This window comes from Microbulbifer maximicatervae (SeqCode), from assembly GCF_056232625.1.
On record NZ_CP174324.1, the window covers coordinates 2990699 to 3005632 of the forward strand.

Here is a 14934-nt window from a genome sequence, read left to right on the forward strand (position 1 = left end):
ACGCTAAATCCCCATAAATTTATTGCGGCCTAATCATCTTAAAACGTCATCCCTCTGTAGCTAATAATAAAGAATCTGAGCTGCCACAAATTGAAATCTGACTATTTTAGTAAGTTTTATTTATGTCTAATTTCAGAACTTAAAATCATCTCGGAACGCACAAGAAGGGATCATGCTAAAAATAAACAGTTTGCTCTCCGTCGGCGCGCTTGCACTGAGCCTGATGACAGTCAATGCCCACGCCGTTAATTCATCTCAAAAGGATGGTGATCAAGTTGACTTGGTCATTGCCAATGAAGCCAAATTAATTGATATGCTCAAGCGCTCTGGGCGCATCAGCCAAGATGCTTCTATTGCAGAAGCTGAACGCACTTTACGGGTTTATTTAAAAGAGCGGGCCACCCATAGCATTAATGGGGCTCAAGATCTTTCCAGCGATACCGTAACGATGATGCGCGATGCCCGAGGAGGACACCACCCCCGGCTTAAAAGGGGCAAAGGTTCCCTTCACCGCAACCATGGCAGCCGCCACCCTAGAAACATTCAACTTGAGAGCTACGATGGTGAAGCCCAAACTGCACGGGTTCTCGCTATTTTGATGGAGTTCCCCGATTTTCCCCATAACAGCATCGAGCCCGGGGAAAGTGATATGTACTACGCGGATTACGCCGCTGAACATTACGCTGACTTACTTTTCTCCCAAAACGGCTTTGAAGGCCCCAGTGGGGAAAACATGCTATCCATGCAACAGTTTTACTGGCAGCAATCCGGTAACAGCTACTCAGTTGAAGGCTCTGTAGCAGGTTGGTATATGGCCAGCCAACCAGCAGCTTTTTACGGCAATAACACTGATGGTGATGCTCGCTCCCTAATTCGTGAGGCCCTGGAAGCTGCAGCTGCCGACCCCGCAGTAAACCTGTCAGATTTTGATATTGAAGACCGTTACGACTTGGATGGTGATGGCGATTTTTGGGAAGCAGATGGTTTGGTAGACCACATCATGATCTTCCACTCCTCGGTTGGTGAAGAAGCAGGTGGCGGGCAACTGGGTGAAGACGCCATTTGGTCTCACCGTTGGAACCTTGGCAGCGTCTATTCACTTGAAGGAACTACTGCGGAGGTAGATTACTGGGGCGGCACTATGGCTGCTTATGATTACACCATTCAGCCGGCGGACGCCGCTGCAGGGGTTGTCAGCCATGAATATGGCCATGATTTGGGCTTGCCCGATGAATACGATACCGATGGTAGCGGTCGCGGTGAACCCGTCTCCTCCTGGTCCATTATGTCCAGTGGTAGCTGGGCCGGTATTATTCCGGGTTCAGAGCCCACCGGCTTCTCTGCCTATGCCAAGGAATACCTGCAACACAACCATGGTGGTAACTGGCTTCATGGTGAAACTATTGCACTAGATGAAATTCCTCGCCGCGGTATCGAGTTGCTACTCGATGAAGCGGTTAATAAGGGGACCAATAACGATGCAGTACGAATTGACCTACCAGCAAAACAAGAAATAGTTACCGAACCCAGCAGTGGAGAATACGCCTACTTCAGCGGTAGCGGCAACAACCTGCAAAACTCTATGACAATATCTGTTGATCTGAGCAATGCAGAAACAGCAAGCCTCTCTTTCAAAGCTTGGTACGACATTGAGCTGGATTGGGATTACGCCGCGATCATGGTAGATTCCGGTGATGGCTTTGTCTCCATTCCTGGTTCAGTAACTACAGATACCAACCCCAACGGCACCAACCCAGGTAATGGTATTACTGGTAGCTCCGAGGGCTGGATTGACGTTACATTCGATCTAAGCGCTTACGCCGGGCAAGAAATTAGCCTTTCACTTGCCTATATTACTGATGGCGCCGTAGCGAATTCAGGTCTTTTTGCCGATGACATCAGCATCGAAATTGATGACACAACATTCCTTTTCGATGATGCTGAAACTGATGGCAACTTTAGCCTTGCAGGCTTTAGCCGAAACCCAGGCTATCTCGAGCACGATCACTACTACTTACTCGAATGGCGTACGCATCGCGGCGTTGATGCCGGATTGGCACATGTGAATGTAGCCGGCGAGATGCTCACTTTCACAGAAGGCCTCTTGGTTTGGTACGTAGATTCCAGCTACGATAATAACTGGGTTGGCGTACACCCAGGAAACGGCTTCCTCGGAGTTGTTGATGCCGACCAAAATGTATTGAGATGGAGTGATGATTCCGTTGCCAGTACCCGCTATCAGGTTCACGATGCCACATTTAACATCGAAAGAGCCGACGACATGGTTCTGGATTTACTCGAGGACTACGGCATACTCTTAAGTGACACTCACAACCGCCGCTACCCATTGTTTAATGACACCCGGAGCTATAGCAGCGAAGAAATACCAGATGCCGGCCGCGCTATCACACCTTACGGCTTAAAGGTTCGGGTCGTATCTCGCAGCGGAGATAAATCTGTAGCTAAAATACGCGTAACCAAGTAAAGAAGTAAAAACAGACGGCGCCTACATGGCGCCGTCTCCAATTTAACAAATAGAATAAGATTACCGCTTAAAACAAAGCCTTTAATTTGAGCAAAACTCCCTTCTCCAGCTAACCTGAATGCCAGAAACTTATTTTCATCATTCAGGCGTTCATTTATGGAAAAGCCTCTAGACAACTCCCGTCGCCACTTTCTTAAGCTTTCAGGGACATCGCTACTTTTAATTCCTGCCACATTTATTGCAACACCCTCAGCTCAGGCCCAAATCAAAGCGCAAAAAGATAAGGTAAATTACCAGGATACTCCCAAGGATGGGAAAAAGTGCGTGGACTGTCAGCTGTTTGAGCCCCCCAATGCCTGCCTGGTTGTGGAGGGCGATATCAGTCCCGAAGGGTGGTGTAGCTTATTTGTTCTGAAGCAGGGCAACCCAGTTTCAAATTAAGCTGGGACCCGCTGTTCACCGCGCAATTTAATCACGTCCGCGCGGGGCGGAAGACCAAACATGCGGCTGTATTCACGGCTGAAATGAGAGGGGCTCTCATAGCCAACCCGATAGCTGGCGGAAGCCGCTTCCAGCCCCTCGGTCAACATTAAGCGTCGCGCCTCATGTAAGCGCAGCTTTTTCTGGAACTGCAACGGGGACATGCGGGTGATCTGCTTAAAGCTGTGATATAGGGATGACTCACTCATATTGGCCTGGTCGGCCAAGTCACTGATACGCAGCGGTTCTGAGAAACGGTCCTTGAGTACCTCAATCACCCGCGATACGCGGTTTGCCTGGCTATCAGCCATGGCGAATTTGCGCATCTTTGCGCCAATCTCCCCCATTAAAGCACGATAGATAATTTCACGCCGCGCGAGAGGAGCCAATATGGGCACATCTCTGGGGCTATCCAGCAGAGAGACTAGTCGGTTAAGCGCATCCAACATGCCGTAGTCCATTTTGGTCAGGCACAGGCCGCAGCTGACTTCCGGGCAGTCGTACCCCGCCTCAATTCCAGGAGCCTTATCCCCCAACTCCAGAACCAGGTCTGCCACCTCTTGCGGATCGATCGTTATCTTTACGCCGAGAAACGGAGTATCCAGGGAAGCGTCTTCAACACGCCCCAGGATCGGTAAGTGCACTGAGGTTGCCACATAGCTCAGCGGCATATAGGAAATTTCCCGGTCTCCCAGCTCCAAGGTCTTGCGGCCTTGAATAATAAAATTCAGGGACGGTGTATACACCGATGCCGCACAGGCTCCCGGCTCGTTGCAGCGAATCAGGGAGAGACCACCCAGTACTGTTTCATTTAATCCCTGTTCCGGTGCCTGACGCATCAGGGAGGCAATCAGTTTCTGCCGTATCGACTCCATATCCATGGCGACAGAGTTGAATTCCGCTCTTTTTTCAATGCTCATATGCTCCCCTTGTGCCCGCTAACAATTCCACGACTCAACACGAAGTGGCACAGAGTATACGGAGTTTTAGGCAATTTCCGCGCAGTTTTGCAGGATTGGGCAATTACTGTGCAGTAATAGGTAACCATAATCGATTAACAGGCCTACAGTCACTGTAATATCTTAATCACTTTTTGCGATAACTAGTTATATATCCAGTTATTTACACGTCCACCAGAATGTGATCCTTCCAACCCAAAAGCACGCCTTAAGTAGAAATAGGCAATCAATTAACAGTTCCCGGATACCGCAACCAACTTGGCCACCGCTAGAGTTACGCCCTTACTGGGAGAAGCACCCAATAGCCCTTCCCCCTCCGTAGCAAAGGGAGTACACGCGTAATGGTAAGAAAATTAACGACGGTTTTATTCGGCGTATCTGCACTGGTACTCGCCGGCTGCAACAGTGACGCACCCAGCGGTCAACAACCGCCTCCCCCAGCCGTGGAGGTCGCCCAGGTATCTGCAGGAAATACGACATTGTGGCGCAGCTTTACCGGCCGTGTGGCAGCCCCAGAAACCGTTGAACTACGCCCGCGGGTTAGCGGTTATATCGACAAGGTTTCATTTGCCGAGGGAACTCTGGTCAAGCAGGGCGATGTCCTGTTCACCATTGACCCCCGCCCTTACCAGGCCCGCGAACGCGCCGCCCGCGCAGACCTGGCTCGGGTTCGCAGCGACCTCTCCTATAGCGAGAAGCAAGCTGGCCGGGCAAAACAGCTACTCAACAGCAAAGCCATCTCCCGCGAGGAATACGATCGGCGTATCGCTTCGCGAGATTCGGCCCGAGCGGCCCTCAGCGCCGCCGAGGCAGCGCTGGAAAATGCCCAGTTGGACCTTCAATACACTGAAGTTAAAGCACCAATAAGTGGCCGAGTAAGCCGCGCCCTGGTTACTCAAGGCAATCTCGCCAATGCCGACAGCACCCTGCTGACAACCCTGGTCTCTGTCGACCCAATGTACGTGTATTTCGAAAGTGACGAACAGACTTTTGCTAAGGGCCGCGACTTACTTAATAGCGGGCAAAAACCTACTGTGCGCGTAGGTCTCGCCGGTGAGCAGGGCTATCCACACAGTGGAGAGTTGGACTTTATTGATAACCGCTTGAACAGCCATACCGGCACTATTCAGTTCCGCGCTGTGGTTAACAACAGGGACGGCTTTTTCAGACCGGGGCAATTTGCCCGGGTGGAAATGCCAATTGAAGAGGTTTCACAGGCAGTTTTAATCAATAGCAAAGCGGTTCTTACCGATCAGGACCGCCGCTATGTTTACATCGTCAACGACAGTAATGTCACCGAAAAGCGCCCCGTGGTCGCTGGCCAACGCCAAGGTGACCTAGTGGTTATCCGCAGCGGCCTGGAGCCCGGCGAGAAAATTGTGGTGAATGGCCTGCAAAAGATTTTCTTCCCGGGCATGCCCGTCGCACCGGAAATGGTGGCCATGCAGGAGCAGGTAAAGGCGACCCAAGTCGCCGGCCACTAAACAAAGAGCAAGGGGCTTGCCGAAGTGAGCCCATACATTCAGCTAATCCTATCAATGGAATCCGAGCGGCTGACTAAGTCGCTCTCGGAGTAGCAGTATATGAATTTTTCCCGTTTCTTTGTCGACAGACCGATATTTGCATCCGTGTTGTCGATCATTATTTTCGTCGTCGGCCTGATCAGTATTCCCTCACTGCCGGTCAGCGAATATCCCGAAGTTGTACCCCCCAGCGTGCAAGTGAGTGCTCGCTATCCTGGCGCCAACCCTAAGACGATCTCAGAAACTGTAGCCACGCCGCTGGAAGAAGCGATTAACGGCGTGGAAAATATGATCTACATGAAGTCAGTGGCTGGTAGTGACGGCACCCTGACTTTGAACGTGACCTTTGAGTTGGGCACCGACCCGGACCAAGCCCAGGTACAGGTGCAAAACCGGGTGTCCCAGGCCCTGCCGCGCCTGCCCGAAGATGTCCGCTTGCAAGGTGTTACTACCCAGAAGCAGTCACCAAACCTGATGATGGCGGTGCACCTGATTTCACCGGACGACAGCCTCGACGCTACCTATATTCGCAACTACGCCGTACTGCATATTCGCGATGAGCTATCGCGTATTCCCGGCGTAGGCCTCGCCGCCGTATTCGGTTCCGGTGACTACGCCATGCGCTTGTGGGTGGACCCGCAGAAAGCCGCCGCCGTAGGCATTACTGCTGCCGATATTGTCAGTGCCGTGCGTGAGCAGAACGTACAGGTTTCCGCCGGCCAGATCGGCGCCTCCCCCATGCCGAACGGCTCCGACTTCCTGATTTCCATTAACGCCAAAGGCCGCCTGGAAAGTGAAGAGGAGTTTGGCGATGTTGTACTCAAGACCGGCAATAATGGTGAGATCACCCGCCTGCGAGATGTGGCCCGTGTAGAGCTGGCCTCTTCCCAGGACTCCCTGCGCGCCCTGCTCAACGGCCGCCAGGCTGTCGCTATCCCTATTTTCCAATCCCCCGGCTCCAACTCACTGGAGGTTTCTGCGGCGGTACGGGAGAAAATGGCTGAACTGGATGATCAGTTCCCGGAAGGCCTCAAGTGGGAAGTCGCTTACGACCCCACGGTTTTTGTTAGCACCTCCATCAGCTCAGTGATCAAGACCCTACTGGAAGCCGTGCTGCTCGTGGTTCTGGTAGTTATCCTGTTCCTGCAAACCTGGCGCGCCTCATTGATCCCACTGTTGGCCGTACCGGTATCTATTGTCGGCACCTTTGCGGTGCTGTTGATGTTGGGCTTCTCAATCAACACCCTGACCTTGTTCGCTATGGTGCTGGCCATCGGTATTGTGGTGGATGACGCCATTGTGGTGGTGGAAAACGTCGAGCGGAATATCGAGGAGGGACTGACGCCTTTAGCCGCTGCCCACCAAGCCATGCGCGAGGTGAGCGGCCCGATTGTCGCGATCAGCCTGGTGCTCTGCGCAGTGTTTGTGCCCATGGCATTCCTGGACGGCATCACCGGCCAGTTCTACCGCCAGTTTGCCACCACCATTGCCATCGCCACTATTATCTCCGCGATCAACTCTCTGACTCTGTCTCCGGCTCTGGCGGCAACTCTGTTGAAGCCTCACGGCGCCAAACCGGATATGCCCGCGCGGATTATTGAGCGTTTGTTCGGCTGGATATTCCGCCCGTTCAACCGCTTCTTCCAGCGCAATTCCGAGCGTTACCAGCGGATCGTTGGTGGTAGCCTCAAGCGTCGCGGTATCGTATTTGGTGTTTACCTGATATTGCTCGGCGGTACTTTCGCCCTGTTCCAACAGGTGCCCGGCGGTTTTATTCCGGTTCAGGATAAGACTTACCTGGTGGGTAGTATCCGCCTGCCGGAAGGTGCTTCTCTGGACCGCACCGAGGAAGTTGCTCGCCGCGTGAGTGAATTGGCCCTGGAAACAGAAGGTGTTGCCAACGCCGCGGCCTTTGTCGGCTTCAATGCCCTGCAAGGTACCAACACCCCCAACGTGGGCACGGTATTTATCCTGTTCGACGATTTCGATGAACGTGAGCGCAGTGCCCAGGAAATCGCTGCGGAGCTAAATGGCAAGATCTCACAGATCAAGGAAGGCTTTGCCATGACCTTTATGCCGCCGCCCATCTTCGGTCTGGGTGCCGGCTCCGGCTACTCCCTCTATGTTCAGGACCGTCGCGGTGCCGGCTACGGTGAGCTGCAAAACGCCACCAATATGTTGGCTGGCGCCCTGAGCCAAGCCAGCGGCCTCAGCTACCCCTTCAGCTCCTACCAGGCCAATGTGCCGCAGATGGACGCGGAAGTGGATCGACTACAGGCCAAGGCTCAGGGTGTGCGCATGGACGACTTGTTCGGCACCTTGCAGCTCTACTTCGGCTCTATGTATATCAACGACTTCAACCTTTTCGGCCGCACCTACCAGGTCGTTGCCCAGGCTGACGCACCCTTCCGCGATGAAGTGCAGGATCTCGATAATCTCTACACCCGCAATATGAATGGGGAGATGGTGCCCATCAGCACCATGGTGACCCTGCGCCAGAGTTACGGACCCGATCCGGTGATCCGCTACAACGGCTATCCCGCAGCCGATCTGATGGGGCAGTCCGATCCCAGCATGCTGTCCTCTTCCGAGGCACTGGCAGCGGTTGAGCAGGTTGCCAGCCAAGCCCTGCCACCGGGCATGCAAATCCAGTGGACCGACCTCAGCTTCCAGCAGGTCAACCAGGGCAATGCCGCTATGGTGGTTTTCCCTCTCGCAGTACTACTGGTATTCCTGGTGCTGGCCGCCCTCTATGAAAGCTGGGTAATGCCACTGGCGGTGATCCTGATCGTGCCCATGTGTCTGCTGGCTGCACTATTCGGTGTCTGGGCTACTGGCGGCGACAACAATGTATTTGTTCAAGTCGGGCTGGTTGTACTGATGGGGCTGGCTTGTAAGAACGCTATTTTAATCGTGGAATTTGCCCGCGAACTGGAAATGGAAGGCAAAGGCACTGTCGAGGCTGCACTGGAAGCCTGTCGCCTGCGTCTGCGCCCGATCATTATGACTTCAGTCGCCTTTATTGCCGGTGTTGTTCCACTGGTATTGGCCGGCGGCGCTGGCGCTGAGGTGCGCAATGCCATGGGCATTACCGTATTTACCGGCATGATCGGTGTAACTCTGTTTGGCCTGTTCCTCACTCCGGTATTTTATGTTGCCCTGCGCAAGATTGCCGGCGGCAAACTATCAGCTGCCCGCACTACAGATAGCCAGGAGAGTAACTTACCTCTGGAGCAAGTAGCTAACACCTAACCCCGCTTAGCCCGAGCGCATAAATGCTATGCGCCCGGGCTTTTTTCTATTTGCGCGTTTCCTTTTTCCAGCGGGCTCTCGGAAATAAAATTACATACACCCGAATCAATAATCCCATGGGTACACAAAAAATAATAACGATCACCCCCAGAAGGGCTCGCATATAGTCACTGCCCTCTTCGTGCTTCTCAGCGCGATCCCACAGATAAGACTGGTAACAGTGATCCGGCCCATCTATTGGCATCAAGGTGTAATTAATCACCCGTTCCAAAAATCTCCAATAATGGCGAAAACGGGTTTCCGTCACTCTGGAAAAATATCCACAGCGTGCCGATATTGTTGCATCGGGATTACCACCGGCAATGGCATTTCCCAGCTGATCCACTGCGACAATAACATTTCGCATCCAGCTTCTATTGGCACCCCTCATTATTAAACCTGTTTAAATCGGCATCCCAAAATAAAACGATCCAGTCTTAATTTTTACTCCACTCAGGAAAAAACAATGGAGTCAAAATAAACTGCGTGCCCCCATACCGCCATCTCACATCGGCTCAAAAAGCGGCACTAGTGGAAAATTACTCGGTCAGTAGAAACTGTAACTCAACTCAAACGGTGAATAAGGTCCTTCACACCAATCACCGGTATCCAATTGATAGCAGTGCACACCCTCGGCAATACAGTTATCGAGACTTCCCATATAGGGATCACCGGCCAGGCAAAAACGCGGGAATGCAGTAAGTTCATCCGGTGGCACCGGAGTAGTTTTGTAGGTGTAGTAAGTTGCCGTGCCGGTTAAGTCATAACCGAAACCGTCAGCCACGCAGCCCGCCAGGGACTGCGCTACAAGAATAAGAAAAAAAACAACGCTAATTTTCATAGGAAATACAACGCCTTCCACCGGAAATGTCAAAACAACGGGCACTGGGTGGACAAATAGAACCCGGCGCCAGCTCCTCAGAATCTCCCGGGCAGCTTGTTGGAGACGCAGGCGCATCTGGCACATGGGAGGAATGAGAAGAGTGAGAAGAGGGGTAACCCCGGTATTCCGCATGGCGGGGAATTGGCGGGCTTACGGGATAAACCACTTGATTGCGCGTATCAGGGGTTCCACAACCCTCAAGGAATACACCCATCGACAAGGCAGAAATAAATATCGCAAACTTTTGCATGGTAGCGCTCCGTATCAGCACCGCGCGGACAGAATCCACGCACTTTTAGATCCGGCTATTTCGCAACAGCTCCACACTGGGCTCGGCTACTGTCGTTAGTAAACCCGCAATATAGGGAAAAACCAGGCCATGGAGTCCTGCAAGCTATCTACGCAATCCGCCGCCTCGCATTTGCTTTTGGCGGTAAGGGGTTGTGGGTATTTTGTGTGATTACTGCCGACTTCCACAAAGCTGGCGCTTTGTCCGGCAGCCTCTGCCTCATAAAAGAAAGGGTCTTCGCCCTCCACTTCGTCCGCAGGCAAAAACAAGCAGCCCTGCATCGCAAATACCGCCACAAGCGGCAACGCGAATTTCCTTGTAGGTCCCATAATCCGACACCTCACATTTTCAGTGCTGCGATGATAGTAGCCTCTCTGTGAGTCTAGCTGCCGAGGCATTAGCAGCCAGCAACCCAGAATCGATTTGCGCGTAAATCATCTTATTGTTGTTTTACGCGGCGAATAGTTCATTTCCACTTAAAGGCTAACTTACTTATATGGAATTTAGTCCTGACTATAAAAAAAGCGGCCGATTGGCCGCTTTTTTTTACTGGCTTTAACTCGCTGGCAATTACAGCAACAGTCTGCGCACATCTGCCAGCACGCTGACCAAGTAAGTCATAAAGCGTCCGGCATCTCCGCCATTTACTGCGCGATGATCGTAGGAGAGCGCCAAGGGCAACATTTGGCGAGGCTCAAAGTCCTTGCCGTTCCACACCGGCTTCATCGCCAGCTTGGAAACACCGAGGATACCAACCTCCGGAGAATTGACGATCGGGGTAAATCCGGTGCCGCCGATAGCCCCCAAACTGGAAATGGTAAAGCAGGCGCCCTGCATCTCGTTGGGCTTCAGCTTGCCATCGCGGGCTTTCAGGGCCATTTCAGTGGCCTCTGCCGCCAACTCGTACAGGCCTTTCTTATCCACATCGCGGATAACCGGCACCATTAAGCCTTTGGGTGTATCTACTGCCATACCCACATGCACATAGTCCTTGCGCACAATGTGCTCGCCATCGTTGTGCAGGGACACATTAAAGTTGGGCTCTGCACGCAGGGCCGCAGCTACCGCTTTCAGCAGGAAAGGCACTGGAGTGAGCTTCACTCCGCGCTTCTCCGCCTCGGCCTTCATGGACTTGCGGAAGGTTTCCAGCTCTGTGATATCCGCATCGTCAAACTGGGTGACGTGAGGCACATTGAGCCAGTTGCGCGACATGTTGGCTGCGGTGATCTTGTGGATCTTGCTCATCGGCTCCACATTCACCGCGCCAAACTGGCTGAAGTCGATATCCGGCATCTTGGCGATACCGATCCCACCGCCGACACCAACCGCACCGCTCTCAGCTTTCTTCACCTGCTCGCGGATGTAATTGTGCAGATCGTCCTTGGAGACCCGGTTGCGCGGGCCGGTGGGCTTCACCTTGTTCAAGGTAACACCCAACTCGCGGGCCAGTTTGCGCACGGCGGGGCCGGCGTAAACCTGGGCTGCTGCGGTGAGGTCGCGCTCCAGCTGATAGTCTTTCTGTGGCACTGCCGGGGGCTCAACAGACGCAGATGCCTGCTGTGGCGCGCTCTCGGCAGGCGCTGTCGCTGCAGGGGCTGCAGCTGTAGCCGCAGGCTCGGCGGCGCCTGCAGCAACTACTTTCAATACGCCCAGGGTGTCACCCGTGGAAACCTTATCGCCTTCTTTTACCGCGATAGAAACTACGGTACCGGCGCTGGGGGAGGGCACATCCATAGAGGCTTTATCGCCTTCCACCACAATCAGGGAGTCCCCCTCTTCAACCGCATCACCGGGCTGCACACTGATCTCGATCACATCAACCGCATCAGCGCCACCCAGATCCGGGATCTGGATCGTTTCTTCTTTCGGCTCGCCGCTCGGCGTCGCCACAGGGGCTTCAGCCACAGGCTCTGCAACGGGTGCAGCTTCTTGCTTGGCGGGGGCCGCAGCGGGCTCCTCTGCCGGCGCTTCCGCCACATCGGTTTCGATTTCCCCAATCACGTCGCCTTCAGAGACCTTATCGCCCTCTTTCACGCTGATGCTGAGGATTTTGCCAGCCACTGGGGCTGGCACATCCATGGAGGCTTTATCGCCCTCCACCACAATCAGTGAATCCTCTTGCGCGACGGTATCGCCGACAGCAACAGAAATTTCAATCACATCCACCTGATCGGCACCACCGAGATCAGGCACTTTAATGACTTGTTTTGCCATAGGAGTTCTGCCTTCTCTTAGCTGATGCGTGGATTAACTTTTTCGGCGTCGATATTGAGCTTCACGATTGCTTCCGCAACCTCTTTCGCATCAATAACGCCCTGCTTGGCCAAGCCGTTCAGTGCGGCGATCACCACGTAGTTGCGATCCACTTCGAAGAAGCGACGCAGCTGCTCGCGGCTGTCACTGCGGCCGAATCCATCGGTACCCAGGGTGGTCAGTTCACCGTCGATAAATTCGCGCAGTGGCTCCACATAGGAACGGATGTAGTCGGTGGAGGCGATAACTGGGGAGGTATTGCCTTCGAACTGCTCAGTGATCCAGGCTTTGCGCGGCTCGGCTTCCGGGTGCAGCATATTCCAGCGCGCCACATCCTGGCCTTCACGGGCCGATTCCACAGCGGAGGTGAGGCTCCAGACATCGGAGGTCACACCGAACTGGTCGGCGAGGATATCCGCCGCTGCCAGTACTTCGCGCAAAATAGTACCGCCACCAATCAGCTGTACATGTTTCTTCGCCGCTTTGCCCTTGGCGCCTTTCTTGACGTTGGACTGCAGCTTGTAGATACCGCGAATAATGCCCTCTTCCACGCCCTGAGGCATTTCCGGCTGCAGGTAGTTTTCGTTCTCGATAGTGATGTAGTAGAAGAGGTTCTTCTGCTCTTCGTACATCTCTTTCAAGCCGCGCTGCATAACTACAGCCAGCTCATAACCGTAAGCCGGATCGTAGCTGCGGCAGTTGGGGATAGTGGAGGACAGTACGTGGCTGTGGCCATCCTGGTGCTGCAGACCCTCACCGTTCAAGGTGGTACGGCCAGCAGTGGCACCGATCAGGAAGCCGCGCGCCTGCATATCGCCAGCGGCCCAGGCCAGGTCGCCGATACGCTGGAAGCCGAACATGGAGTAGTAGATATAGAAAGGCACCATCGGCACGCCGTGGTTGCTGTAGGCAGTAGCCAACGCCATCCAGGTGGACATGGCACCGGCTTCGTTGATGCCCTCTTCCAGCACCTGGCCTTTCTTATCTTCCTTGTAATACATGATCTGGCCGTGATCCACCGGGGTGTAGCGCTGCCCCTGGGAGGAATAGATACCCAGCTGGCGGAACAGGCCTTCCATACCAAAGGTACGGGCTTCATCGGGAACGATCGGCGCAATGTTCTTGCCGATATTCTTGTCTTTTACCAAGGCTGCGATAGCGCGGACAAATGCCATGGTGGTGGAGATTTCGCGCTCACCGGAGCCTTTGGTCAGTGCGCTGAAGGCATCGAGACCGGGAACTTCCAGTTTCGGGCACTCAACCGGGCGACGGGGAACCGGACCGCCCAGGGCCTTGCGGCGCTCCGCCATATATTTCATTTCCGGGCTGTCCGGAGATGGGCGGTAGTAAGGGACCTCTTCCAGCTCTTTATCGGTGAGCGGAATGGCAAAGCGATCGCGGAAACGCTTGAGGGAATCCAGATCCAGCTTCTTCACAGAGTGGGTATCCATCGCCGCTTCACCGGCGGAGCCCAAGCCGTAACCTTTAACGGTCTGGGCCAGGATCACGGTGGGCTGGCCTTTGTGGGCCATCGCCGACGCGTAAGCTGCGTAGACTTTATAGGGGTCGTGGCCGCCGCGATTGAGCTTCATAATCTCATCGTCGGACATATCCTTAACCAGCTCCAGCAGCTCCGGGTATTTGCCGAAGAAGTGCTCGCGGGTATAAGCGCCGCCGTTGGCCTTGAAGTTCTGCATCTCGCCATCGACCACTTCGTCCATGACTTTCTGCAACAGGCCTTTGTCATCTTTCTCCAGCAGCGGATCCCATAGGCGACCCCAGAGTACTTTGACAACATTCCAACCGGCACCGCGGAATACGCCTTCCAGCTCCTGCACGATCTTGCCGTTGCCGCGTACCGGGCCGTCCAGGCGCTGCAGGTTACAGTTAACCACGAACACCAGGTTTTCCAATTGCTCGCGGCCGGCCAGGGAAATTGCGCCCAGGGTTTCCGGCTCGTCACACTCACCGTCACCAAGGAAAGCCCACACTTTGCGATCGCCGCGCGGGGACAGGCCGCGGGCAGACAGGTAGCGCATAATGTGCGCCTGGTAAATCGCCTGGATCGGCCCCAATCCCATGGAAACTGTGGGGAACTGCCAATACTCCGGCATCAGCCAGGGGTGCGGGTAAGAGGACAGGCCATTGCCGTTCACTTCACGGCGGAAGTTGTCCAGCTGCTCTTCATCAAAACGCCCTTCCAGGTAGGAGCGAGCATAAATACCCGGTGCGCTGTGGCCCTGGAAGAAAATCAGGTCGCCGCGCTCTTCACCTTCATTGCCACGGAAGAAGTAGTTAAAGCCCACATCGTAGAGTGTGGCCGCAGAGGAGAAACTGGAGATATGGCCACCGAGGCCATCGTCATTCTGGTTGGCACGTACCACCATCGCCAGGGCATTCCAGCGAATCAGGGAGCGAATGCGGCGCTCCATAAATAAGTCGCCAGGCATACGCTTTTCCGCATTGGGCGGAATGGAGTTGCGATAGGGAGTGGTGATTGCCGCAGGCAATTGTACGCCTACATCGGTAGCGCGGTCAGACAGCTGCTTCAGGAGGAAGGCTGCGCGTTCTTTGCCGCTATAGCGGATAACCGCTTGCAGCGCGTCCAGCCACTCCTGCGTTTCGAGGTTATCGGTATCTTCGTGCATCAAGTGCTCCTCGGCGAATTAGGCGACGTCGAGTCGGTCTATTTCTCAAAAATCGGTACGCGGGCAAACTACAGCGCGAGCAAAAAAAAGCTTCCTTTTTTTCTTGGTTCCGCCAATTCACCA

Annotated in this window: 11 protein-coding genes; 4 read left to right on the forward strand and 7 right to left on the reverse strand. The window is 54.1% G+C overall.

All coding sequences use genetic code 11. The annotated features are described in order from the left end of the window. The first annotated feature begins 172 nt into the window (after nucleotides 1-172). The gene (locus tag ACJJI6_RS13015) at nucleotides 173-2485 is read left to right on the forward strand and encodes an immune inhibitor A domain-containing protein (RefSeq protein ID WP_475710772.1); all 2313 of its coding nucleotides are present in this window, start codon (nucleotides 173-175) and stop codon (nucleotides 2483-2485) included. Between the two features lie 156 nt (nucleotides 2486-2641). Further along, a complete protein-coding gene (locus ACJJI6_RS13020; protein WP_413664439.1) occupies nucleotides 2642-2926 on the forward strand; it encodes a hypothetical protein in 285 nt (94 codons plus the stop codon). Here ACJJI6_RS13020 and ACJJI6_RS13025 read toward each other — a convergent pair. After that, nucleotides 2923-3885, reverse strand: coding sequence for an AraC family transcriptional regulator (locus ACJJI6_RS13025; protein WP_475710774.1), 963 nt, complete (start codon nucleotides 3883-3885; stop codon nucleotides 2923-2925). The two genes, ACJJI6_RS13020 and ACJJI6_RS13025, sit on opposite strands and share 4 nt — an antisense overlap. 380 nt (nucleotides 3886-4265) lie before the next feature. Here ACJJI6_RS13025 and ACJJI6_RS13030 point away from each other — a divergent pair, with 380 nt between their 5' ends. Both ACJJI6_RS13030 and ACJJI6_RS13035 read left to right on the forward strand, forming a co-directional pair. After that, a complete protein-coding gene (locus ACJJI6_RS13030) occupies nucleotides 4266-5408 on the forward strand; it encodes an efflux RND transporter periplasmic adaptor subunit (RefSeq protein WP_475710776.1) in 1143 nt (380 codons plus the stop codon). 99 nt (nucleotides 5409-5507) lie between these two features. After that, entirely contained in the window at nucleotides 5508-8699 is a 3192-nt protein-coding gene (locus tag ACJJI6_RS13035) for an efflux RND transporter permease subunit (RefSeq protein WP_282934204.1), read from the forward strand. A gap of 46 nt (nucleotides 8700-8745) precedes the next feature. Here ACJJI6_RS13035 and ACJJI6_RS13040 read toward each other — a convergent pair whose 3' ends face one another. The 6 genes from ACJJI6_RS13040 to aceE form a co-directional block, all read right to left on the reverse strand. Further along, entirely contained in the window at nucleotides 8746-9105 is a 360-nt protein-coding gene (locus tag ACJJI6_RS13040; protein WP_444892827.1) for a hypothetical protein, read from the reverse strand. 180 nt (nucleotides 9106-9285) lie between these two features. Continuing rightward, nucleotides 9286-9579, reverse strand: coding sequence for a hypothetical protein (locus tag ACJJI6_RS13045; protein ID WP_413664437.1), 294 nt, complete (start codon nucleotides 9577-9579; stop codon nucleotides 9286-9288). Continuing rightward, on the reverse strand, nucleotides 9569-9871 hold the full coding sequence (locus ACJJI6_RS13050; RefSeq protein ID WP_282934207.1) for a hypothetical protein: 303 nt from the start codon (nucleotides 9869-9871) through the stop codon (nucleotides 9569-9571). The genes ACJJI6_RS13045 and ACJJI6_RS13050 overlap by 11 nt, the downstream gene beginning before the upstream one ends. 95 nt (nucleotides 9872-9966) lie before the next feature. Continuing rightward, nucleotides 9967-10239: a hypothetical protein gene (locus tag ACJJI6_RS13055; protein ID WP_475710778.1), complete on the reverse strand. Its 273-nt coding sequence runs from the start codon at nucleotides 10237-10239 to the stop codon at nucleotides 9967-9969. 241 nt (nucleotides 10240-10480) lie between these two features. After that, nucleotides 10481-12124 carry a dihydrolipoyllysine-residue acetyltransferase gene (gene aceF / locus ACJJI6_RS13060; protein WP_444940000.1) on the reverse strand — a complete coding sequence of 548 codons (1644 nt, stop codon included), beginning with the start codon at nucleotides 12122-12124 and terminating at the stop codon, nucleotides 10481-10483. A 17-nt stretch (nucleotides 12125-12141) separates the two neighbouring features. Then, a complete protein-coding gene (gene aceE, locus ACJJI6_RS13065; protein WP_282934210.1) occupies nucleotides 12142-14811 on the reverse strand; it encodes a pyruvate dehydrogenase (acetyl-transferring), homodimeric type in 2670 nt (889 codons plus the stop codon). Between the last annotated feature and the right edge of the window lie 123 nt (nucleotides 14812-14934).